At 34.3% G+C, this 24,565-nt stretch carries 22 protein-coding genes; 11 read left to right on the top strand and 11 right to left on the bottom strand.

The window, feature by feature from the left end:
• Positions 1 to 674: 674 nt before the first annotated feature.
• Together NNL09_RS01940 and NNL09_RS01935 are read right to left on the bottom strand one after the other, a co-directional pair.
• Positions 675 to 1,436, bottom strand: a complete 762-nt coding sequence (locus NNL09_RS01940; RefSeq protein WP_196908935.1) for an AraC family transcriptional regulator — start codon at positions 1,434 to 1,436, stop codon at positions 675 to 677.
• Positions 1,437 to 1,514: 78 nt separating this feature from the next.
• Positions 1,515 to 2,999: a hypothetical protein gene (locus NNL09_RS01935; RefSeq protein WP_196908934.1), complete on the bottom strand. Its 1,485-nt coding sequence runs from the start codon at positions 2,997 to 2,999 to the stop codon at positions 1,515 to 1,517.
• 167 nt (positions 3,000 to 3,166) lie between these two features.
• On the opposite strand from NNL09_RS01935, the gene yiaA reads away from it, so the two are divergent.
• The 6 genes from yiaA (at position 3,167) to NNL09_RS01905 (ending at position 6,726) form a co-directional block, all read left to right on the top strand.
• Positions 3,167 to 3,643, top strand: coding sequence for an inner membrane protein YiaA (gene yiaA / locus NNL09_RS01930; RefSeq protein ID WP_196908933.1), 477 nt, complete (start codon positions 3,167 to 3,169; stop codon positions 3,641 to 3,643).
• Between the two features lie 123 nt (positions 3,644 to 3,766).
• Positions 3,767 to 4,123: a hypothetical protein gene (locus NNL09_RS01925; protein ID WP_025667604.1), complete on the top strand. Its 357-nt coding sequence runs from the start codon at positions 3,767 to 3,769 to the stop codon at positions 4,121 to 4,123.
• A 131-nt stretch (positions 4,124 to 4,254) separates the two neighbouring features.
• The gene (locus NNL09_RS01920; protein ID WP_196908932.1) at positions 4,255 to 5,535 is read left to right on the top strand and encodes a DUF2157 domain-containing protein; all 1,281 of its coding nucleotides are present in this window, start codon (positions 4,255 to 4,257) and stop codon (positions 5,533 to 5,535) included.
• 16 nt (positions 5,536 to 5,551) lie between these two features.
• Complete coding sequence (locus NNL09_RS01915; protein WP_196908931.1) at positions 5,552 to 6,097, top strand: GDYXXLXY domain-containing protein; 546 nt, start codon at positions 5,552 to 5,554, stop codon at positions 6,095 to 6,097.
• Between the two features lie 37 nt (positions 6,098 to 6,134).
• Positions 6,135 to 6,362, top strand: a complete 228-nt coding sequence (locus tag NNL09_RS01910; protein WP_196908930.1) for a hypothetical protein — start codon at positions 6,135 to 6,137, stop codon at positions 6,360 to 6,362.
• 19 nt (positions 6,363 to 6,381) lie between these two features.
• On the top strand, positions 6,382 to 6,726 hold the full coding sequence (locus tag NNL09_RS01905; protein WP_196908929.1) for a DUF6515 family protein: 345 nt from the start codon (positions 6,382 to 6,384) through the stop codon (positions 6,724 to 6,726).
• Between the two features lie 85 nt (positions 6,727 to 6,811).
• Here the strand turns inward: NNL09_RS01905 and NNL09_RS01900 are convergent, their stop codons facing one another.
• The 8 genes from NNL09_RS01900 to NNL09_RS01865 form a co-directional block, all read right to left on the bottom strand.
• Positions 6,812 to 7,420: an SPOR domain-containing protein gene (locus NNL09_RS01900; protein WP_196908928.1), complete on the bottom strand. Its 609-nt coding sequence runs from the start codon at positions 7,418 to 7,420 to the stop codon at positions 6,812 to 6,814.
• A 501-nt stretch (positions 7,421 to 7,921) separates the two neighbouring features.
• Positions 7,922 to 8,059, bottom strand: a complete 138-nt coding sequence (locus NNL09_RS01895) for a hypothetical protein (RefSeq protein WP_196908927.1) — start codon at positions 8,057 to 8,059, stop codon at positions 7,922 to 7,924.
• Positions 8,060 to 8,529: 470 nt separating this feature from the next.
• On the bottom strand, positions 8,530 to 10,131 hold the full coding sequence (locus NNL09_RS01890) for a hypothetical protein (RefSeq protein WP_196908926.1): 1,602 nt from the start codon (positions 10,129 to 10,131) through the stop codon (positions 8,530 to 8,532).
• A gap of 88 nt (positions 10,132 to 10,219) precedes the next feature.
• Positions 10,220 to 11,911, bottom strand: a complete 1,692-nt coding sequence (gene lysS / locus NNL09_RS01885) for a lysine--tRNA ligase (protein ID WP_196908925.1) — start codon at positions 11,909 to 11,911, stop codon at positions 10,220 to 10,222.
• 168 nt (positions 11,912 to 12,079) lie between these two features.
• Entirely contained in the window at positions 12,080 to 12,970 is an 891-nt protein-coding gene (locus NNL09_RS01880; RefSeq protein ID WP_196908924.1) for a thioredoxin domain-containing protein, read from the bottom strand.
• Positions 12,971 to 13,218: 248 nt separating this feature from the next.
• Positions 13,219 to 13,698: a DUF1573 domain-containing protein gene (locus tag NNL09_RS01875; protein ID WP_025667612.1), complete on the bottom strand. Its 480-nt coding sequence runs from the start codon at positions 13,696 to 13,698 to the stop codon at positions 13,219 to 13,221.
• 112 nt (positions 13,699 to 13,810) lie between these two features.
• Entirely contained in the window at positions 13,811 to 14,986 is a 1,176-nt protein-coding gene (locus NNL09_RS01870; RefSeq protein ID WP_196908923.1) for a hypothetical protein, read from the bottom strand.
• 102 nt (positions 14,987 to 15,088) lie between these two features.
• Entirely contained in the window at positions 15,089 to 16,144 is a 1,056-nt protein-coding gene (locus NNL09_RS01865; protein ID WP_196908922.1) for a LuxR C-terminal-related transcriptional regulator, read from the bottom strand.
• Positions 16,145 to 16,304: 160 nt separating this feature from the next.
• Between NNL09_RS01865 and NNL09_RS01860 the strand changes: the two genes are divergently transcribed.
• The 5 genes from NNL09_RS01860 to NNL09_RS01840 all read left to right on the top strand — a co-directional run bounded on the left by NNL09_RS01860 (position 16,305) and on the right by NNL09_RS01840 (position 20,597).
• Positions 16,305 to 16,460, top strand: a complete 156-nt coding sequence (locus tag NNL09_RS01860) for a YqaE/Pmp3 family membrane protein (RefSeq protein ID WP_074410361.1) — start codon at positions 16,305 to 16,307, stop codon at positions 16,458 to 16,460.
• 134 nt (positions 16,461 to 16,594) lie between these two features.
• Positions 16,595 to 18,160, top strand: coding sequence for a S41 family peptidase (locus tag NNL09_RS01855; RefSeq protein ID WP_196908921.1), 1,566 nt, complete (start codon positions 16,595 to 16,597; stop codon positions 18,158 to 18,160).
• A 145-nt stretch (positions 18,161 to 18,305) separates the two neighbouring features.
• Positions 18,306 to 19,067: a hypothetical protein gene (locus NNL09_RS01850; RefSeq protein WP_025667616.1), complete on the top strand. Its 762-nt coding sequence runs from the start codon at positions 18,306 to 18,308 to the stop codon at positions 19,065 to 19,067.
• A 44-nt stretch (positions 19,068 to 19,111) separates the two neighbouring features.
• Entirely contained in the window at positions 19,112 to 19,828 is a 717-nt protein-coding gene (lipB, locus tag NNL09_RS01845) for a lipoyl(octanoyl) transferase LipB (RefSeq protein WP_025667617.1), read from the top strand.
• Between the two features lie 232 nt (positions 19,829 to 20,060).
• On the top strand, positions 20,061 to 20,597 hold the full coding sequence (locus tag NNL09_RS01840) for a hypothetical protein (protein ID WP_025667618.1): 537 nt from the start codon (positions 20,061 to 20,063) through the stop codon (positions 20,595 to 20,597).
• Between the two features lie 75 nt (positions 20,598 to 20,672).
• On the opposite strand, the gene NNL09_RS01835 is transcribed toward NNL09_RS01840, so the two are convergent.
• Entirely contained in the window at positions 20,673 to 24,329 is a 3,657-nt protein-coding gene (locus NNL09_RS01835) for a reprolysin-like metallopeptidase (protein WP_196908920.1), read from the bottom strand.
• Positions 24,330 to 24,565: the final 236 nt, after the last annotated feature.

The raw sequence follows: 24,565 nt of genomic DNA, 5'->3' as shown, positions 1-24,565 counted from the left end.
CGAAGCCAAAATGTTTAAAAAAGCGTCAGTTCGAGACATCCAATAAAATTTTATCCAGTGAATGAACTGACGTTCCAAAGCAGAGCTTTGATTATCTTTTTTCACCAGTATAAGATTTGTTTTGCGTTAAAAAATCTTGAAGCCTTGGAAAGATTTTAGCACAATAAATCTGGTTTTCAGTGAAACTGAAAAATACCTTGAAAAAAGCGCCTTTTCTTTTGGTTCTGTTTGCTGCCGGGCGAGCAAAGAAATCGTAGATTCATGAACACAATATTATCAAATAAAAACCTTGTGAACTAAAATGAACAGAAAGCCAAATCAAAGGAAATTAGATGAAATTTATGAGCATATAAGTTTATGAAAAACAAATCATTATGAAATACGTCAATGGTAGTGGTTTTTCGTAATGTCCTCTCGACTACGCTCGAGATGACAGGAGAAAAATTGTACTTCGACAGGGCCTGTCCTGAGTTTATCGAAGGGCTCAGCAGGACTATCGAGAACCAGCTCAGCAGCGCTATCGAGAATAGTATCTACTCCTATTTTGGATTCCGGCCTACGCCGGAATGACAAGGCTAGAGTATTGTTTTAGCGATTTTTGTCATTCCAACTATTTGTTATTCTTCTGAAGAACGAAGGATCTTGTCTAACAGACTTGTATAATATTGACAATTTTATAATAACCGATCCTGAAATACTTTGGGGGATATACCAATATACCTTTTAAAAGTCCTCGAAAAATGAGCCATATCGGTAAAGTTATACTGGTAAGCAATCTGGGTAAGTTCTGAGTTTTTATGGATAGCTTTTTTGGCAGCCATGATCTTTTTCATTAACAGGTAGTTTATAGGTGTTAAGCCTGTCTCTGTTCTAAATTTTCTGGTAAAACTAAACTTGTTGATATTGGCGATTTTGGCCAAATCTTCTAAAGAGATTTTTTGAGTAAGGTTGTTTTCGATATAACAAGTAATGGTATTAAAATCCCGAATACAATCATCATATTGATAAGCCGAAACAGTAGAGTATAGGCTTAGTTGCAGGATAAAGCTTTTTAAATACTGCTCGGTTATGCTTAGATCGTGTTTTTCCTGGGCTTCTTTTAATTGAAAAAACAATCGAATTAATGTGTTATCATGGATAACCCGTTCTGTAAAATTTAAGGTCTTACCATTAAGAAAGAATTTTACCACATCATTAGAGAGATAAAGCGTATCAAAACTCACCCCAATATCTTTGTCTAAAACGGGGGTGGTATGTACCTCGTAAGGATGTGTAACAGAAATGGCGCCGGCACTACATAATAAAGTTTGGTGCTGTAATTGCGTTTGCTCGATTCCCGAACGAACATAAGAGATACAAAACGTATCGTGATAATGCATCGGGAAATCCTGCGCTTGATCTGTAATGGATAAAAATTCAAGATTATCTAATGGCATGGTATGATCTGATCTCAGGTTAAATTTTTCAGGAAATTAGCAAATTTATGCGATAGACCATACAACTCACCTCTTTTTTTATTGATGTACCAGTTCTAAAGTCGTTTCATACAGCGTACTACCTTCGGCCTTAGTCTTTATCCAGGCATAAAAACTCATGTCAAAAATGTCTTCGTCTTGGGGAGTAGGAGTGGTGAGTGTAGTATACATCTTATCCCTAAATGCTGCTGTAGTGACCACCTCTGGTTTGCGGTAATATATAGTGGCTAGTTTTAAGAATTCTGATGCCCGCGTTTCTCTATTGTTCTTAAGGTACGTACCGTGTTTCTTTTTAAAACTGTTTACTCTGGATTCTACGATATCGATATGATCCAATTCTATACGCAACAGGATCTCGATCAGGTTTTTCTTAATTACCCAGGCCAGGCCCGCTTTTTCGGTATACCAGTGATCACTGTGGTAAAAATCATTAAGAATACCCAGGGCTTCTTTATACTGTTGTTGCTGAAAATAATATACAATATGACTTAGCTTAAGATCCAGGATATATGCGATCTGTTCTTTGTGTTTTTCATAATCAAAGGTATCTAAGATCATAATAGCATCTTTTGCCCGGCCAGTATAATTAAGATTAAGCGAGTGTAGTAAGGTGTATTGCGGAAAAAATCGCTTGTAGTACTTGTCCTGGTGTTTTTTCATCTGCTCATGCATAAGGACCAGGTACTGCTGCGAGGTGGTAAAATCTTTACTTCTAAAATAAGAATTGGCTACATAATACAGAATCTGGATATGGTAGAAGAGGTGCTTGTCGATTACATCCTCTTTGGCATCTATTTGTGTATAGACTTCTTCTACAAAAGGAAGTATAGTGCGATAATCCCTGGTAATATGAGCCGTCTGGTTCGTAATCTCTAGAATCTTAAATAAGGATCGAAACGTAAGGTCTTGTGTGATCGATAACCCAAATTTGGATAAGGTGTTTTTTATAATCGGTACGGCATCTCGTCGTTGTTTCATAAGTTCGTGCTGTACGGTAGCATAAAACAGGTTTAGGTTTTCTTCTTGTTGTAGTGATTTTTTATTACTCCTGAAATTAGCAAATAAAGCCTCTATTGCTATACCACGATTAAGATGAGCGTATTGAATCTGGGTGTAGTAAATCTCGTTTAGGATACTGAAAAGTGCATAGGTTTTGGCCTTTTGCTCTGCTTTGGCAATGGTCTTAAAAGCAATTTTATATTGTTTCTGTTCGAAGAAACTCCTACTGGCTCTAAGGAGCTTAAGAGTTTCCATCTCTTCTGAAGTCTCTTCCTCAAAACTTTTGGCAGCAATAAAATCAATGAGCGTGTCATGCAGCCTTTTGCATAGGGCGTGATACGCACCCTTGGCTCTTTTGCCATAAATCTGGATATCGAGATCTTTAGCAGTTGATGTGGTATCCAAAAGCTTAAACAGCTGTATGTTTTTGGTATCGTTTCTTTTATTCTTTTGCCGCAATATCGCGATGAAATTTCGCTTCGATTCGTCGGATAAGGTGTGGATTATAGAAGAAATAACATGCATTGTATCGTAAGTATAATTTTGATAAATATACTATGAATATTGATATAGTTAGATTATTAACATAAATATATCGTAAGTTTTTGTTGAAAATAGAATTTTATATCAACGCATATCATCGCACATTTGTCCTGTTCGAATGAACAATTGAATCATCAAAATCAATTATTATGAATTACAAATTTAGTAACGATGTATCCGAGGATACCGTAATCGAAAATGTAGAAAAGAAAGAAAACAAAGTATATGATCAAAAGCCAACACCGGCTTTTATATCGGCATCATGGTCTGCACTGTTTATAGGAATGATATCCTATTGCACCGGATTATGGAATGCGAGTATGGTACTTAACGAGAAAGGATACTACTTTACCATCCTGCTATTTGGATTGTTCTCTGCGGTATCTGTGCAAAAAAGTGTTAGAGATAGGCTAGAGGGGATCCCTGTTACCGATATCTATTACGGAATTAGCTGGTTTACCACGCTTACCTCTATTTTATTGCTGATTATCGGCCTGTGGAATGCCGATCTGGAGCTTAGTGAAAAAGGGTTTTATGGGATGTCTTTTACTCTTAGTTTATTTGCTGCCATTGCAGTGCAGAAAAATACCAGGGATAAAAAGTTTATCGAAAACAACGAAGAGTAATTAACAAAGTGAAATCAAAAGAAGGGACCTTAGGGGGGCTTGAGGTCTCTTGTTTTGATGATTAAAGAAGACGGCCGTGTGGCTGCGGCTGTCTTTTTATAATCATTAGTAGGTCTAATAAAGATGAAAGAAATCAAAAATATAGTACTTATAATCAACGCATTGGCTTTTGTAACCACCTTAGGGTGTTACGGAATTATGGGAGAGAAAGATGGGTTATTTGCTCAAATTTTTCTTGGCGGCATTCAGCTTGGTATTGGGCTGGGTTTTTTTATTCAATGGAAAAAACGAAGTGCCAAGGTAAAAAAGAATGTATTGGTATACTGGGGTATAGTTTTGTTATATGGTGTTTTATTTCAGATGGAAACAAATGATCTACATATGAATAGTAACAGAGAGTTGATTTTCTTAGAGATTATACCCATGTGTATCGCCGCGTATTCTGTGTTTATTACATATCTGAATATAAAAGATAAGTAGAGATGAGTGCAAAACTGGTGCATATTATAATTTGTAAGTATTCCTGTATACAGTTTTATCGATTAACATTTTAATACTTTTTAATTCAAAAATGCACAACGGATTAAAAGTCCATTAAACAACAATATATTATGAGTTCAAAATTTAATAAAGAGCTGCAAACACTGGTAGGAGATAAGATTATTTCTCCAGAGCTTGCAGATAAAATAGAGCAATACTATGCTACCAAAGATGTGGGAAAGCCTAATAAGCTATTTATGATCTTTGGGATTTTTGGAGCGTTATTAGTGGGGTCTGGTATTATTTTAATGCTGGCACACAATTGGGATGATTTTTCGCGATTAACAAAAACAATCTTAGCATTTGGTCCCCTGTTATTGGGGCAGATCTTTACAGGATTTTCAATACTAAAAAATAAAAGCGCCACCTGGAAAGAGGCTTCGGGGACTTTTCTGTTTTTTGCAGTGGGTGCCTGTATGGCATTGGTAAGCCAGATCTATAACATCCCGGGAGAATTAGGCTCTTTTTTACTTACCTGGATTATCCTCTGCTTGCCATTGGTATACCTGTTACGATCACATGCAGTGGCCTTGCTTACCATACTACTAAGTACATACTATGCTGTAGAAGTTGGACTATGGAACTATAGAAACACAGAAACTCCCTGGTTATATATTGTGTTTATAGGAGCTATACTACCGTATTACTACAGGCTTATCACAAAGAATACGGCCAGCAATACGGTTACCATTTTTACCTGGATTTTACCGGCAAGTATAGCAATTGCATTAAGTGCATTTATCGGCCGTAGCGAAGATCTTGGTTTTGTGATGTACATCACCATGTTTGGCTTCTTATATACGATAGGAAGACTTCCTGTATTTAAAGAGTTACGAACACTTAGAAATGGTTTTTTGATCATCGGTTCGCTAGGGACAGTAGTATCGTTGATGATTTTTACGTTTCGTTGGATATGGGACGAACTCCCAGAGACATTTACTTATGATACTCAGGAGCTCTATACAGCAGTAGTAGTATTCTTGTTGAGTATCTCTGTGTTGGGGTATACGGTTATAAAAAAGGGTATACGGGCTGTTAATCTGTTTCAGGTAGCTTTTGTAGTCTTCCTTTTAGTGTATTTCTTACTTCAGGATACAGGTGTTTTACCGGTTGTATTAATGAATGCATTAGTGTTTGCCCTGGGGATGTCTGCCATAAAGATCGGAGCAGATAAATTTAACTTCGGGATCCTTAACTATGGATTATTGATCATTTCGATATTGATTATATGTAGGTTTTTTGATACCGGAATGAGCTTTGTTATTAGAGGAATTTTGTTTGTGATGGTAGGAGCAGGGTTCTTTTTAACCAATTATATCATGCTAAAAAAACAACAACGTATTAAGAAGTAATTAAAAATATAGAGATATGAAACCGATTTATTTTATAGTATTTATAGTCTTGGCGGTAGTACAAATTGGGACTCCGCTAAAGATGATTTTTGATAAGGAGGATATCCTGATTTCGGGTACGGCTTATAAATTTAAAACCAGGCCGATTGATCCTACAGATCCGTTTAGAGGAAAATATATTACACTTCAGTTTGAAATGGACTCTTTTAAAACATCAGATACTACTTATGTATACGGAGATAAGGTACGGGTGTATATAGAAAATGATGATGAAGGCTTTGCAAAAGTTGCTGGAGTAAGCAAGGAGCCTCTTGATATTGGTAGCGATTATGTTATGGCCAAAGTAACGAATACGTACAATAATAAAATCATGTTCGAACTCCCGTTTGATAGATTTTATATGGAAGAAACCAAAGCATACGACGCAGAAAAAGCCTATAGGGATATGAATAGAAATAATAAAAAAGATGATGTCTATGCAGTGGTATATGTTAAAGATGGCGCATCGGTTTTAAAAGATGTAATTATAGAAGGGATACCGATACAGGAGTATGTAGAATGAGTTGTTATGCATTAATCCTAATTTGTTTCGGGATCGAGTGTTTTTCATTCCAATAAGTTGTCATCCCAGACTTAATCTGGGATCCACTTTTAGAGATGGATTATGGATTCCGGCTGAAGTCTATGCTGAGCGTAGACGAAGTGCCGGAATGACAAGAAGTGATTATACCACAACAAATCGAATTGACGCTTTTTTCAATGATAAAAAACACATTTTTAATATACACCCATTAAACCTTTTTGTAATTCTAAGGTCTTATAATTAGAAATCAAAATAGTAAGGATATGCAAAGTATAATGAAAATAGTGGTGCCGGTTGTATTGTTTGGATTTTTAATTACGTCTTGTGCTACTACAGTGCAAGTGCGGCCGGCACGAGGAGTTGTGGTTACCAAAGTACATCGCCCTAAAATTATAGTACATAAAAATGTAAACTATTATAGAAGCGCAGGCGTATGGTATGTAAAAAAGAATAGAGTCTATAAACGAGTTAGCGTTCCTGCCGGAGTACGGGTGACTACCCTGCCCAGAGGATATAAGACAGTAAAACTAAGAGGTGTAAAGTATTATACCTGTAAAGGAGTATACTACAAGAGATCAGGTAAAAGATATATTGTAGTACATGTATAGTTGTTGCATTGAGTTGGTTAGTTAGTTTTGATGGGGATACCCCGGCGTGAATACGTCGGGGTATCCGTTATATAAGAACCTGTAATTACCAGGCCTCTTCAATCTGTAGTCGTTCTCCGTTTTGATATGAAGCGATAAAAGCATTTCTAAACCCGAGTCGGACTAATTCTCTACGAAATTTTTTGGCTTCGTTAAGCGTTTCAAAGTTTCCTAAGGCGTATTTATTAAATCCACCACTTTTAATTTGTCTGAAATTCACAAAATTCTCAGAATACATAGACAAATCGATACTTTCAAAAGCTCCGATTTGTACAGCATATACCAATTCATCTTGCAAGGAACGACCATTTCCTACTCCGCCACTACCTGAATCTAACTCCTGATTCATGGATAGGTTTTTAACCGTTTCTGTTAATTCAGCGATTTTAGTATCCCGTGTAGTTACCTCAGATTTATGCTTTTTCTTGGTAACCATGTTTTCCGGAGTATTAAAATTCATGAAATACACAGTCCCTGCAACACCCAGTAATGCAATGATACCTAGTATGATGGTTGCGATCTTAAATTTTCGAGAGTTTTCTTTTTCGTCTTTTACAGCTTTATCGCGTGTATATTCTACAGCACGTTTAGATTCTTCGACTTTTTCTATCTGGTCTTTAAAACCCTGTAATTCTTCGTCTGTTATAAAAGGCATCTGATTTGTGTTTAGATATTCAAATATAATTGTTTATTATAAAACTTCAAGGTTTTGTGAGCTTTAGGAATATTTATATATTGCAAACTGAAAATACTACGGTATAAACGTAAAATTATTAAGGTTATTTAATATGTAGATAACATTTATATATAAAAGTATAGATATCTTTGCTACATATAAATAATTGATCGAAAGGGAATTATTTGATTTTGGATATTAATGATCTGTGATATCCAAATCTTTAAAGTTGAGAATACGTAAGGATAACATTTTCGGCAAGGATTACCCGGATGTACTAGGATGTCATTATTGCATTGTTAGAAAAGTATGTTCGAAGACAACTGGGAAAGTCTTGTGTATTCGGAATTGTTTGAGGGGAAAACGCAACCAGTAAGGTTGCGTTTTTTTTTATCTGTATAAATATAATCCAGAATCAGGTTGTATTATCTTATTTTTTATTTGTTACATACGACCAGTTGGATTCTATTTTATTTCATATTAATCACGTCTACATCTTCCTCCTACATGTTTCCATCCTGGTGGGCAATAATCTGGTGCAGTTCCTCCATTAATTTTAATTTGTGTGTTTTTTGTTAACTTTTTTACTCCTGTTAAACTTTTAATGTTTTTTAACATGTTATTTGTTTTTAATTATATAAATATCTCCCAGGCTTTTTTTTAAGGCATCTGGGATCTATGCCTTATTCTATAGTCATGATTATGATACATATTGATGACTACCTTTTTATTTAGAATAATTACCCTTGTATGTATCATTATTATTCACTTCAAACATAGATTAGATGTTAGAAATGATGCTATAGAAATAAGAGGTTTGTGACGAATTAGGTTTAAATAGTGATAAAAAGAAAAATCTAGGGATGAATTTTTTTTTGATGGTATGACTTATGGTTAAATACTATGTTAACGGTGGGTTTTACATATGTCTGTATTGTCTTTTTTAAACTAAAAAAGTCATTAATCTTGATTAAAATTTAGATGTTCTGTCTTGTATTATCAAAGTTGTCTAAAAAGAAAGAGGTTGAATTCTATGTTTTTAACATAGAATTCAACCTCTTTTATGTAGTGATTTTTAGTTTTTGCTATTAATTTCCGTCTTGAGTAGTTGCTGAACTACTACATTTGGTAAGTTCATTACAAAACTTTAGTAAACTTTCCTGATTGTTTTTGTACTCTTTATTAGCAATTTTTTCGATTACTGTTGGGCAACCTTCAGCATATTTGGTAAGGTTCTTTTTAAAACCAAAAACAAAACCAGCGGCCATAGTTGATTTTCCTTTTTCACTTCCGGCAGGAAGAATAACCATCTCAGATTCATTAAATAGATATAAATTAATCTTATCAGACTCAAAAAGCACTTTACAAAGCTTATCTGTGGCTCCGCCCAATACCATTTGCCCGGCATCTACAGCTCCTGATTTGATAGAAGATTCTTTAAACTTAATATTTCTGTAATGAAGCCCATCGACAAAGACAAGTTCTTTACATTTTTTTGCACTCTTTACTCTGCTTCCGATTGGAGTACCGTTTTGATCATACTCTACTGTTTTTAGCTTATATCCGATTGAAGCAATATCACTGGATTTGATATCAACCATCGTAGTATCATTTTCTTTGGTAATTAAATATGCTTTATTTAATTCTATATTTGTAGCTTCTTCTTTTTCCTCTTCCTCTTCAGGTACATTGCTTAGATCCTCGGTAAGCACTTTCATGTGTCGAGTGTTTGTTTTATTCGTCTCTAAAGATTTGATGAGTTGATCTGCCTTTTTGATAAAATATTTACCATCTTTTTTATCATAATTATTATCGATGATTTTCTGAGCGTACTCTTTTACTTTCTCTGGCATTTCTAGATAGTAGTACAAATTTGCGATGTTGTAATAACTGGCATATCGTACCTTTCTTATTTTACGTTTATCACCAGGGTAGTTTGGGATTACACTATTAAAATATTCGATAATAGGTTCCATCTCTTTTTTGATCTCATCGATAGGCTCATCGTATTTGATTTTATCAAACGAAGCTTTTACCTTATCAAACGCTTCGTGATGTTTTTGAAATTCTGGATGCTTTTTCGAACCTAAAATCCATAAATATTCATATTCGGTTGTATAAGGGATGTATCCATATGCACGATTTGCATAGCTATTGATATTGCTTATAATCGTGTTCTTATGAGCAGTTCTATACTTGTTTCTTAAGTTATGTCGATTATTGTTGTAATAATCTTTTGCTTTGGTATAGCTGCCAAAAGTACTACTCTTATAGGTTGTACTTTCTGAATATGTTTTTTGAAAATTGTCTGCAGTCTCTGCATTGTTAAGCGATAAAGATCCAGAAGAGGAATAGGTAACAACTACCATATATTCGTAGCTTACAGAAATAACTTTTCCTTCTTTATCCTTTTTCTCAATTTTGTTTTTATTGATATTGACTTCTCCTATTTCTGTACCGTTAAACGTGTAATTAAAATCTAGTGTTCCTTCAGATTTTACTTTTGAGAATCCAGAAATTGAAATCCCCCTATGATTAGTTGAATACGTTCTTTTGGTATCATCCAGAATGGGTTTTGTGGGTAATTTTACATAAGAAACTTTAAAGTTTTCTTTATCCAAATCTGCACTTTGCGCAAACGAAATTAGACAAAACAATAGGGTAATAGATGTTAGTAATCCTTGTTTCATAATAGTTGAGGTTATTTATAAAATAGCCGCCAATATAGTTAAAAAAATGTTAACGCGCTATTTTGAAACAAGGACCCTTGTTCTTTGTCTATTCGGTGACTTCTATAATTAAAGCATCATCAGTCTTGGTTACTTTTGTTAATCCTAATTTAGAAAGCCCTTTAATACCTTTATCCCAACCTTTATTACTTAAGCCTGTAGCGCTCTTAAGTTCTGATAGATCCATACTTTTTTCTTTTTTAAGAATCTCAAAGATGGCTTTTTCATTGTCATTAAGCTCTACTTGCTTTTTCTCTGGACGCATCTGCGGGAAAAATAGTACTTCCTGGATAGATTGATTATTGGTCATAAACATGGCCAATCGATCGATACCTATTCCGATCCCCGAGGTTGGAGGCATCCCATACTCCAGAGCACGTAAAAAGTCCTGATCGATAAACATTGCTTCGTCATCACCTTTTTCAGATAATTTAAGCTGATCTTCAAAACGTTCACGTTGATCGATAGGATCATTAAGCTCTGTATAGGCATTTGCTAGTTCTTTACCATTTACCATAAGCTCAAAACGTTCTGTAAGCCCTTCTTTAGAACGGTGTTTTTTGGTAAGTGGACTCATCTCTACAGGATAATCGATAATAAATGTAGGTTGGATATAATTGGCTTCACATTTTTCTCCAAAAATTTCATCTATCATTTTTCCGATCCCCATAGTTTCATCAACTTCGATACCTAATGCCTTAGCTGCTTCACGTACTTCGGTTTCGCTCTTTTTATAAAGATCATATCCAGTATGCTCTTTTATCGCATCAAGAATACCAATACGCTTATAAGGCGCTTTATAATTAATGACGTTATCCCCAAATTGTGCTTCGGGAGTTCCGTGAAGTGCGATGGCTACTTTTTCTAACAACTTTTCGGTCGTATCCATCATCCAATGGTAATCTTTATAAGCAGCATACATTTCCATTACGGTAAATTCTGGATTGTGAGTACGATCCATACCTTCATTTCTAAAATCTTTTGCAAACTCATACACTCCATCAAATCCTCCTACAATTAGACGTTTTAGATATAGTTCGTTGGCAACACGAAGATAAAGAGGAATATCCAGTGCATTGTGATGCGTTATAAACGGGCGTGCTGCTGCACCTCCTGGTATAGGCTGAAGAATAGGAGTCTCGACCTCTAAAAAACCCATTTCGTTATAAAAATTACGAATGGTATTTACAATCTGTGTACGTTTAATAAACGTATCTCTAACTTTTGGATTCACCACTAGATCAGCATAACGCTGACGATATCTTAACTCTGGATCATTAAATTCATCAAAAGTATTTCCTTCTTTATCTGTTTTAGGAAGAGGAAGAGGTTTTAACGATTTACTTAATAGTGTAAAGTTTTTAACCAATACGGTCTTTTCACCAACCTGAGTGGTAAAAAGCTCTCCTTCGATACCTATAAAATCACCTATGTCTAATAGTTTTTTATAGACTTCGTTATATAAAAGTTTATCCTCACCAGGACAAATCTCATCTCTGTTAAAATAGACTTGTATGCGACCATCGGTATCTTGTAATTCTGCAAAAGAAGCTTTACCCTGTATTCTTCTAGACATTAATCTACCTGCAATAATTACCTTTTTACCTTCTTCAAACTTGCTCTTTATCTGTTTCGAGGTATAGTCAACCGGATATAAAGCAGCCGGATAAGGATCGATACCTAGATTGCGTAATGCGTTTAATTTCTCTCTTCTTACAAGTTCTTGTTCTGATAATTGCATAAATTCGTCATTTTAAAGGGACAAAAATAGCCTATTTGAAGAATTTAAAGAAAGGTCTGATTAAAAACTTTTGACCTCAATTTTAAGACTTTGAAAAAAACGTAATCCTGAGTGGTTTTTGGATAAAAAATATAAATAGATCAGGTCGTATTGAATTGGTAACCCAAATTAATTTGATGTAGCGTTTAGCTCTTTAATTTTATCTTGTATTTCTTTATTGTCTTTAAGTTCTAATGATTTTTGGTAGTATTTGATTGCGTTGGCAGTATCCTTTAGATAAAGATATGTATTGGCTAGACTTACATAAGTATTTGCTTCTTTAGGAAACAATGCCGTATTAAAGTCTAATATTGTTATGGCTTCTTCTTTTTTGTCGGCATAGAAAAGAACACTGGCATAGGTGTTTAGTTCGTATAAACTCTGGGTCTTATCTTTAAATTGTTTGACTAATTTTTTGGTGTTCTTAGTGATATAGGAGGCCCCTTTTTTGGTAAGGATGTCATCCATTAGTATTACCGAACTATATTTTGGAGTATAATTTTTAGACAGTATAGCAAGCATATCTTCTTCCAGTGTTTTTCTGGGAGATTCTACAATGCGATTAACTTCTTTACCGTCTTTATAAAAAATTAGAGTAGGCACCCGATGTATATTCAAACCTTCGTGTTCTCCTCCCGGGCTTTGTTTATAGGCCTCCCGGCTTCGATCTACCGCAACAACGGTAAGTCGATCCAAGGGAAAATTACTTTCTTCTAATATTTTGTACATACGAGGAACTTCGCGTTTACTATCTCCGCACCAGGTGCCCATAAAAAGAGTAATTGCATAGGAGGGCAGTTGAGCTTTTAAAGAATCTATACTGCTTTGTTTTGGGATATATTCTTTATGGTTTTTTGAAAACCACTCGTTATATGGTTCTTGTGTTAGTCCCTGGTTATTGATTTTACCAAGAAGCATAGGAGAACTTCCCTCTGTCTTGATCTCATGATTAAAAGATTGAGCAGAAAGTGTCATTATGGATAAAATCATAGATGTAATAAGACATATAATTGTTTTCATTGTGTTGGGTTTAAATTAAGTGGAAATAAGATGTAAATGATGAGGCTGTTTGAAATACATTGTCAGTCTGAGCCTGTCGAAGACGTATTACCTATCAATAGTATAAAAACTTCGACAAGCTCAGTTTGACATTGAGATTCTATTTTTTAGAAAGCTTCATCGTTTTGGGTTAAACCCAAGTGTAACTATAACTCCCTCTATTAGGAGTTGATTAATCGCGAGTTACAAAATCTATTTGTATAGAGTGACTATTTGCTTATTGGAGCCCCACTTACGGCTTTAGCTCTGGGAGTAACCATAGCTTTGATTTTAAGTATTTCTTTACCGTTTTCGGTATTTGCCGTAATCGTTACCTGCTTGTTTTGCAGATTGGGTTTACCATTAGAATTAAAGGTGACCAACATATCTCCCGTAGCTCCCGGAGCAATGGGTTCTTTTGGCCATTTAGAAACCGTACAACCACAACTACCTTTGGCGCTTATAATAACTAATGGTGCTTTACCAGTATTGGTAAAGGTAAATTTGTGTTCTACAATATCACCTTCGTTAATAGTTCCGAAATTGTGATTGGTTTCGGCAAAGTCCATTACCGGAAAATCTGAAATTTTTGCATCTCGACTTTCAGAAACGGCTACGTTTTCTACATTTATCTTTTTGGTAGCATCATCCTTACAAGATACTACAGCCATTACAAGTAGGCTGGCTAAGATTAGGAATTCTTTTTTCATGATTTCGATTTTTTAATTATTTAAAAAGGGTTAAAAACATTGTTTGTTGAGAAGAGGTATTATTCTTCTCGGTTTAATTCTTTTGTAGTGTTGTAGATAGTGCTATCTACAATTATTTAATTTGTTTAATCAGTTTAGCTATATTTTGATTAAAATTATTTTTGGTTATACCGGTTACTTCTTCCAATACAGGAAAATAATCTTCATTTTTTTTACCACAACTCAGTAATTTGAGAATAGGAGAAAAGCCTTTTTCTGCGTTTATTTTTTTTACCAATAAAGCGTTAAGGGTATAATCCACTCTCAAAGCCTTATTAGTTTCGTCTCCATAATTTTTACCTTCGTTATAAAGGGTTATCCAGTCGGCATCTGGGTTTAAAGCTATAAATCGTTTGAATTTTTGAAGAATTTCTTCCCAACTATATCCCCAGCTACCACCAAATAAGAAAGCACAACCTTCATCGACTGGTTTGTATATTTTTTTTGCAGGAAGTATTTTTCGTACTCTACTATGCCATAGATCATGCGGATCAAAACCTTCAGAGTTAGAAGCTAGAATACCATCGATAATTAGATTAGTAGTATTGTCATTGGAAATAAGTGTATTATGACTGTATCCGTTATAATCTACTTTGAAATCTACACCTACTAATCTTAGTACCTCATTAAAATTTTCGGCACAATATAATTTGGTGGACTGTTTAGGAATATTTAGTATGCTATCATATTCTGCAATTTTTGAAGTATATGCTATTGCTTTGGAGATTTCAAAATTGTTTTTAAAATAAAAGGTGTTATTTCCTATTGTTTTTGTTTGCCATGATACTGTATTTTGATGTAGCGGAGAATAGAAATAAAATTGATAATTTCTCTTTTGTGCAAGTATACTATAGTTAGCTCTTAAAATGGGTTCGTTTTGATATGTACCCATATAATAAAATTGAATTAAATATTCGGTATCATTAAGTTTGAGGATATTATTTACATAGCATTTATAAAAATTGTCATCTTTAAATTTGTTACTCTTTTCTATACCTTTTAGCTCATCTAGTAATGCCGAGGTTGCCAAAAGGTTTTGAGGTAAGACAAACGTATTTTGGTTATTAGGTTTCTCTTTTAGGCTAAGAAATCCATCAAATGAATCAATTAACGTTTTGGTTATAGTTGTGTCTTTTGGTAATCTCGCGGTTTGAAGAATTTGCACAGAACTGGTTTGTGCCTTTAGAGTATATAGTGATACAATAGAGAGTATCGAAATAAGAATTGTCTTTACAGGTATTTTATACATTTATTTTGATTTGGATTAGCGTTATCAAAAATCAAAACATAAAGGAATAAAATCAATAAAAACAGGTTTGAAAAGAGGACTAGACCCCGGGTGGATTTTTTATTACTTCTTGATATATAGGGATTTAACTTCGTCTCTTGAGCTTACCTCAAGTTTTTTATACAGATTGTTGATATGAGTTTTTATAGTGCTAATACTTACAAACATGGTAGAAGCAATCTCTTTATTGGTCTTGTCATCAAGAATAAGGTCTAATACTTTTTGCTCTTGTTGTGTAAGATTTTTTTCTGAACTATGAGACGCATTTATCTTTTTTCGATAGTTGAGGAATTGAAAAATGTTAAGTGCTATGGCACATGCTAACACTATCCATAACCACCAATTTTTATATGAAACGTCTTTGGAACTGATTATAAATTTGTCTGAAGCTAATTCTGTTTCATATTGCTTGGTGTATGTGCTATTGGGATATTTTTTTTGTAATCGTTCTAATAGATTATCATAATATGTGTTTTGTTTTAAATCTTCGAGATAATGCGCATACAGATTGTTGGCTTTATCAGATAAAAAAGCATAAACGTAAAGTTCTGTAAGGGGTTCGTTTTGGTTTTTTACGAAACGTTGTAATGTAGTAAACCATTTTTTTTCATTGATCTTACGATTGGTTTCACTTCTATACGAAGCAAAGGCAAAACGCATTTCATCAATGATAGAGTCGACCTTAATAAAAGCATTACTTTTTTCATTATTCGAAACAATTTTACAAAACATTTCATTATCAAAAGAAAAAGGTAAGGTAAGTGTATCTGTATTATTGGCAATAAATAGTATTTCTTTACTATAAGGACAAAATCCATTAAAATGAATTGGTTTTTTTTCATTTTCAGAACATCCTTCTATATGAATCCTATACATGTGATTTTGTAAGGGAAGATTATCTCCCGAAAAGCTAAAATAACCCATTGAATCACTTACCGTTTTCTGAATAATCTGTTCGGGATAGACCCCTGATAACTTTCTGTAATCCTCTATTAGCGATAAATAAATATCTCCCGACCAGTTTTTTTTATCGACATAACCAGAAAATTCATATTGTGCCAAAAGTATTTTGGGACAAATCAATACAATAAAGTATAGTATTAGAAATGGTAATTTCATGCATTTAAACCTTTTTAAAATTTGGTATTGCTCGTTTCATTGTTTTTAATTTTCAAGCCAGGTTAAAAATATAGAAATTAATTTTATAGTAATATTGTAACATAATAAAATTGTCATCTACTTATAAGTATAACATTTAATTTATTTTACATTACAAACTATGAGTATCTGGAGAGTTATATTGGCTATTTTTTTTCCACCGTTATCAATATTAGATAAAGGTTGTGGGTCTGTCGTAATAGTATTGTTGTTAACTATTTGCGGTTGGGTACCTGGAGTGATAGCAGCATTGGTAATACTTAATAATCCAAAATGACAGAAAGCACTTCTGATTTTTCTACAGAAAGCTAATCGATACAGTAAAAAAACAGGATAATTGTGATTAATACATAACTACAATAATTGTGGCATACATTTAGTGGTACACTTTCGGATCCAAAATGAAGTCTTATGATTAGAACGTTATTTTTATATGTATTAGTCCTTTTGTTAACAGCTTGTTCTTCAGTAAAAAAATATAATCAACAAATTAGCGAACTTCATAGCCCAGAAGAAATACGCGATGATATAGATTTTGCATATCGTAAATTACAAAAGCTACACCCGGATCTGTACTGGTATATTAGTAAGGATTCATTAGATAAAAAAATAGATGGATTAAAGAAAAGCATACAACAGCCTGTATCCAGTATTACATTTTATAAACAATTAGCTCCTGTAGTTGCCAGTATACGACAGGGACATACCGCAATTTACCCTCCGTATAAAAAGCAAACAAGAAAAGAGAAAAAAGCAAAAGGAAAAAGGAGTTACCCTTTTAAATCATTAGCTTTTTATAGTGTAGATAATAAGGTGTATGTCGAAAAGAATTATGAAAAAAATGATACCCTCGTAGTGGGTTCGGAGATATTGAGTATAGATGATCAAAAAACAAGTGATCTATTGATATCTTTTCAAAACTTACATACAGGGGATGGTTATAATAGAACATTTATCCCAAAGTATATTGGTCATGGTTTTGGAGCGTTTTATGCCAGAACGCACCAACAAAAAGATAGTGTACTAGTGAAGCTTAAAACCAGGGATAGTACTTATTCTCGTTATGTATACGCAGGGTATAGCAAAAAGAAAAAAAAGATAACAAAGGACACTATAACAGTACCTGTAGAAAAGAAAAGTAAATCAGATAAAAAAATAGCCAGAAAAAAGAATAAAGAGATACGTAAGCACCATAATAAATATGGTTTTGATATGTACAAGAAAGAATACAATAGAAATTTTAAATTTATTACATCAGACAGTACTTCTGCTATTGCTTATATGAAAATAAGAAGTTTTACGAATGGAAATTATAAAGATTTTTATAAAGAAAGCTTCTCAAAGATAGATTCTGCAAGCAGTAAAAACCTTATTATAGATTTAAGAGGAAACCTGGGAGGCAGATTAGCAGAAATAGAAGAACTCTATTCGTATTTGACCGATAAAGAATATGTGTTTATCGAAAAGGCAAAGATGACGAAACGACTAAGTTTCTTATACCCGCTTTTTCATACAAAATCCTGGATTGGAAAAACAGGAGCTATCCTGTTCTCTCCGGTGTTAACAACATACCAGTTTTTTAAAGTTAAAAAAGAAAAAGGAGATCCTTATTTTAAATTTAAGTACAGTAAACTCAGAACACCAAAATCAAATTCATATACCGGTAAACTATATGTTTTAATAGATGGGGAAAGCTTTTCTGCAAGCAGTATTTTATCTACTCACCTAAAAGCGACCAAACGTGCTACTTTTGTAGGAGAAGAAACTGGTGGGGCATATAACGGTACTATTGCAGGCTTTTTTGCCTATGTAGAGCTTCCTAATTCTAAAATAAATATGAGAGTTGGGTTGATGAAAATAAACGCACCTCATACCGTAGAACCCGATGGTTTTGGGATTAAACCAGATGTTTATATCGAAACAAAAAATGGGATAGATAAAAACCTTGAGTGGGTATTGCAAGATGTAAATAAATAAAAAAATGTTCTTTTTTTATAGTATTTATGGGTTCTACATAATAGTTATAACAATTTGATTTATTTTTACATCACCGTAACTATTTAGATAGTATAAGTAGGTTTGTTATGATAGTTACCCTTGTTTAAATAAATAATAAAAGTATATGAAAAGATTTAGTCTTTGTGTGTTAACTATAGTATCATCTATACTTCTTGTAGGATGTCAATTTTCAGAGAATTTGAACTTGAATGAAGATGGAACAGGAAAAATTACGATAAACTTTGATGGATCAGAGCTTATGAAAATGGGAGAAGGACAGGTTACAGAAAAGAAAAAAGAAAATGTTGATTCATTAGTAGTTTTTAAAGATTTTTTAGAGGAACATAAAGATAGTATCTCCAAATTATCAAAAGAGATGCAGGAAAGATTGCAGAGATTAAAAGATTATGAAATGCATATTGTGGTAAATTCTGAAGCTCAAAAAATGAATATGGATATGTATAGGGACTTTAAAGATGTTTCAGAATTAGGAGATGTATTTGGTGATTTTAAAATTTCTATGGCCGTAGGAGAAACAAATAAAGGTTCGGGAGCTGGTAAAATAAATCCAGTAGAAACTATGATGTCTGAAGAAGGAGGGACCAAAGTAAAGTATAGTTTTAAAAACAATAAGTTTAGTAGGATTACAGAGATTATTGATGAAGAGAAGGTGAAAAAAAGCATGGATAGCTTAGAGAAAGCGAGAATGTTTTTAGCGAGTTCTAAATATAAATTGAAGTATACTTTTCCGAGAAAAATAGTAAAAATGTCATCTGATAAAGCCACATTTAGCTTAGATATGAAAAGTTTTGTACTTGAAGTTGGGTTTATCGAACTTATGGAAAACCCTAAGATATTAGATGTCGAAGTAGAGCTTGAAAACTAAAAAAAATATCATTTCACTTTTTTTATGACGTATCTTTGTGAACTATGAATAAAAAAATTCAACTCCAGGATATTGGCCGTAAAGATTATAAAGAAACCTGGGAGTATCAGGAAACTCTTTTTAAAGAGATTTTAGATATAAAAATAAAAAATCGAAGAGAAGATGCAGGGCTTAGTACACCAAATCACTTTCTTTTTGTAGAACACCCACATGTATATACGTTGGGTAAAAGTGGTGATATTAGTAATTTGTTATTATCAGAAGAGCAATTAAAAGAAAAAGAAGCCACATTTTATAAAATTAATAGAGGAGGAGATATCACCTATCATGGCCCCGGGCAGATTGTAGGATATCCAATTCTTGATCTTGATAATTTCTTTACCGATATCCATAAGTATCTTCGTTTTTTAGAAGAAATGGTGATTCTTACTTTGGCAGAATACGATATTAATGCCACAAGAAGTGAAGGTGAGACTGGAGTGTGGATTGATGTGGGTACTCCGTTTGCCCGTAAAATCTGTGCTATGGGAGTTCGAGCCAGTCGCTGGGTTACAATGCATGGCTTTGCCTTAAATATTAATGCTAACCTGGGGTATTTTGATCATATCATTCCTTGTGGAATTAAAGACAAGACCGTTACATCATTGCATGTAGAATTAGGAGTAGATCATGTAGACGTAGATGAGGTTAAAGCAAAGTTACTAAAACATTTTACAGCTCTTTTTGAAGCAGAATTTATACAACAAAAAGCCAAAATTTAAACCTTCGGCGTTTCATCTGTTTATTTTATTTGTAGTATCGGTCAGACAGGAATTTCCTAATACTAATTTTGGTTGATATTAACTATATTATTATGACTCATTTCATACTAAAAAAGTTAATCCCGGGTTTTATATGAAAAGGTGATTTAAACTTTTTTGATTGAAGTGTAAATCCCTTCATAATAACAATCTGATTTTTTTAACAAAAGAAAAGATTAAAAATAATAAACAGATGAAGGTATATACTTTTCTTAGTGCTCTTATATTAGTATGCGCATGCAAAACTCAAAATACAGTTGATTCTTCAAAAGAAATAGCGGTAGTTTCTGAACCTCAAAATAAAAAAGTGTATTGCCCGGAAGGTGGAAATTGTACTGTTAAACTTCATAAAAATTCGTCGCTGGTATTAAAAAAAGATACTACAGATAGATATTATCCTGTTATCGAAAAAGGAGAGGGGATAGTTGTCGAATTTAAATTTTTAATCAAAGGGCCAGAAGGTACTGCAGATGGGGATTATTCTGAAACAATACATTTTGAAATCAATAAAGATACAGAGACTTTAAGTCTAAGAAGTGAGGCATTAGAACAAGTAGATTTGCTTTTTGGGAAACATTGTTTTTGTAGAGGAGAGGCAGGATACTATAAGGTGAAAAAAGGGAATTTGACACTTCAAAAATCAAAAGACGAAATCAATATTGATATATCGCTTAGCATACCTGAAGTTTCTCATAAAATCTTCAACATTAAAGAAAAAATAAGGCTTTAATCTGGGTTTAACTTAAAAAAGTAAGCGATGCATTTCTCAATGCATCGCTTACCATAATTAACTATTATCGAATATTTACTCTTGTACAAATTGAAAAGATTTGTATTTGCCTTTACCTCCCGGATTAAGTTTCAGGATATATAATCCCGATGGTAATGCACTGGTATTGATTGTTTTTTGAACGAGCTTACCTTTCATTACGATTTTTCCAAGAATACTTACAATTTCGTAAGAGGTATCTTTTTTAGAAACGATCACATGTAGTAAACGATCTTTTCCTACAGGATTAGGGAATGCAGATATTTCTACTTGTTTTGTAGTTGTTGTACCATCTACGGTTACTAATGATCTTGCAGAAGGACTGCCGATTGTAAATGTTGTTGCTTCAGAAGATCCAAAAGACCCTCCAGAAGCGATTGTGGTTCCTTCTGAAGTAAGCGTATAGGATCCATTACCATAGGCACAGCAGATACCATCGCCATACGAATCATTAAGTGTAAACGTATAGGTCCCTGGTTCTAAGCACTCTGTAATTGTTAGTGTTGATCCATCGGGTTGAGAGCCATAAGTTCCTCCTGATGCTACAACCTGGCTATTGCTATCTGTAATTTGCCAGCTGGTTTCTTCTGGGTAATTGTCAAAATTAAGCGTTAATACCACATCAGTACAGGTAGTTTGTGACCCTCCTTCGCTTAAACTCACATCATCTATAGCCATATCACCTTGCCAGGTATTACCTGTAACCCCATTAAAACGTAATTGTACTGTACCACCTAAGTACGTACTTAAGTCTACAGTTGCCGATTGCCATGAGTTTCCTTGATTTCCTGACTTAGACCAAACTGAAGTCCATGTAGTACCATTATCATTACTGGCTTCTAATGCCAGACTACCCATAGTCGAAGCACCATACATATGATACTTAAATGAGAAATTAGCTTTTGTCTGACCTGTTAAATCAAAACAAGGAGAGTTAAGAATTGCTCTTTTGGTAGGGTAATTAGGTGTAGACGATTCCATATACACATAGTAAGTTCCTTGTGAAGCACTAGAAGGTCCAGTGTTTCTAGATGGAGTTCCGTTAGCATCTACAGCCCAATCAAAATCATCTCCGGTCGCCTGTTTCCAAGCTCCAAGAGTATTTTCGAACCCTTCGGTATATGGGAATGATGAGATCTCTGCGGTACAAGACGAACCTCCTGTATCTGGAAGCGTCGTAATATTTACAGTATTACTGGCATTAGATTCGTTACCAGAAGCATCTTTTGCTTTTACGCTGAAACCGTAGGCAGTATCTGGTGATAATCCAGTAACTTGATAAGAAGTAGTAGTAACTGTAGAGATTACTGTAGTACCACGATAAACATCATATCCACTAACTCCTACATTATCGGTAGAAGCATCCCAGGAAAGATCAACCGTGGTCTTTGTAATATTAGAAGCTGCTAAATTAGCGGGAGCTGTTGGTGCCTGAGTATCTGGTTGTGAAAGTGTAGTGGCATTAGCAGTGTTACTAAAATTAGATTCATTACCTGCTGCATCTTTTGCTTTTACTCTAAAACTATATGATGTATTAGCCGATAACCCGGTAACCTGGTATGAAGTAGAGGTTACTGTAGTAACTACAGTATTCCCTTGATAGATATCATATCCCGTAACTCCCACATTGTCTGTAGCGGCGTTCCAGTTAAGATCAACAGTAGTTTGTGTGATATTTGAAGCGGCTAAACCATCAGGAGTTGTAGGGGCTTGTGTATCTCCACCACTTCCTCCAGAGATTTCAAAATTGGCATTAGAAATATCATAGAAAATATGTCCGGATCCTCTAACCATTATTCTGTTCTGTGTTCCTACCGCATTTGGTACAGTGATACTATGAGAACCATCATTAGGTACTGCAGAGGCAATTGTTGTTGTATACGTATTTCCTCCGTCGGTAGATAGTAAAATATCTACGTTAGCAGCATTAATACCATTACCAGTTGTTCCTGCAACATCCCAGGTAACGGTTTGTGTTGATCCCGAAGCCCAGTTAACATTGGTGTTTGGTGCATTTACAACAAAAGGTCCAGCTGCACCTGCAACGGTTATTTTTGTATCGTCACTGGCAGTACTTGCTCCACCAGATGCATTATCTCTTACGGTAAGTCTAAAATTCATTGTTCTGCTTACAGAAGGAACAACCTCCCAGGTAGAAGAGGTTTGTCCCGAAATAACTGTCGGTAATGCCGGCATATATCTATCAGGCGAAGCAGCTGGAGTTAAAGATCTAAAAGCAGGTCCGTTGGTCGAAGTGGCAACAGGTGGCATAGTTGCAGGTTGTGCGTCCATTTGCTCCCAGCAATACGTAAGGTTGTTTCCCGAATTAGCATCAGATCCATTACCTTTTAACACAAATGGTGTTGAGGCAGGAATCGTATAATCCTGTCCGGCATTAGCAGTAGGAGCAGCATTACCAGTATTACTTTGATTACCACATGTGCTGTTTCCTTGCGAAATATTCTGCCACATTTCCTGGATGCTAATTGCATGAAAATAAGCATCACTATTGTTTTGTACGTTTGGAGAACAAATACCAGCATATCCCATAATCGTAGAAGCACTTCCTGGCTCTACAGATGCATTAGATCTCTGGCAGCTATTATTTTGAGTATGATTTCCACCGTATTGGTGTCCCATTTCATGAGCAACATAATCTACATCATATGCATCTCCGATAGGACGACCACTTCCTGTGATTCCTCGTGCTTTAGAATTTGTACAAGGAGATCTAAGCTGTGCCAATCCTCCTCCTCCGGTGCTAAATGCATGTCCGATGTCATAATTGTTAAAACCAATAACATTGTCACAAACAGTCTGACTTTCATTGATTAATGCACCGGCATTACTATTACTTAAATTATCGGTATTAGCGTTTAGAAAAATGATGTCTGTATTATTATTTACCAATACCATGGTAAGAGCAAGGTCTCTTTCAAAAATACCATTTACTCGAGTCATAGTAGTATTTACAGCAGAAAGTACAGCTTCTTTTTTTACTTGATCAGAGGCGCCAGAGCTAATTCCCTGATTGTTGATATGAAATTGAGAATATTCTCCTGTACACGCGATAGCTAATCTAAAAGTTCTTAGTTTACCATCATTAGCATTTTTTAACGCATTGAATTGCTGATTAGAAAAGTTTGATTTAACGTTTTCTTCAACCAGACACTCAAAACTATTAGGATCAGCAGGTAGATCTGCTTTAGCATAACAGATATAACTCGTTTTGTCTTTTGTGTAAGGATCAATATAGATGGTCGAATGATTTCCAGAAGTTATCATGGCGTGTAAACCAACTTTAGAGAAACTAAATCTGGCAATAGATGTTGGGTCATCAATCCCGTATCCAACAAAAGATTGGATACTTGGAAATCGTTTTGCGAGTCCTTCTTCAAGAACAGAAGCTTCAAGAATTCTAAATTTTTGTAATACTCCTTTTGCAGTAGGGAGTTGGATTACAACACCAGAACTTTTTTGCTGTACTCTTGATGGTGTACGTTGCAAAATAGATTGTAACGCTGTAGTGTTTAAGTTAAATAGTTGATACTGCGTTGGTGTTGTTTTTCTAAGCTCTTTGGATTTGGCTTGTGCTTTTGCGGGAGATACAGGACTCCATAGTTGTGCATTAACACTAATACTCACGAGTAAGAACGTGAGCACCAGTATTTTGTTAAAAATACTTGTTTTCATAATTGAGTTTGGTTTGTGTTAGTAAATTTGTGTCGTTGGCTGTACAACTCTTAATCATGAGATTTAGTACTTGTAAAATAACATTTAACATAAAATAATAATAATTCGCATAAAATCTTAATTTAATGTTAAATAAAATATATAGGCGTATTTCCTTAAAATAGTAAGATAAAAAGTAGGAAAATGCTCTGTAGTATAGAGTTATGTGTAAAATGAATTCTGGAAAAAGAAAACCT

This window comes from Aquimarina sp. EL_43 (genome assembly GCF_943422735.1).
GTDB classification, from domain to species: Bacteria; Bacteroidota; Bacteroidia; order Flavobacteriales; family Flavobacteriaceae; genus Aquimarina; species Aquimarina megaterium.
Note: the sequence above shows the minus strand (reverse complement) of the source record. Positions and strands in the feature narration are given on the sequence as shown.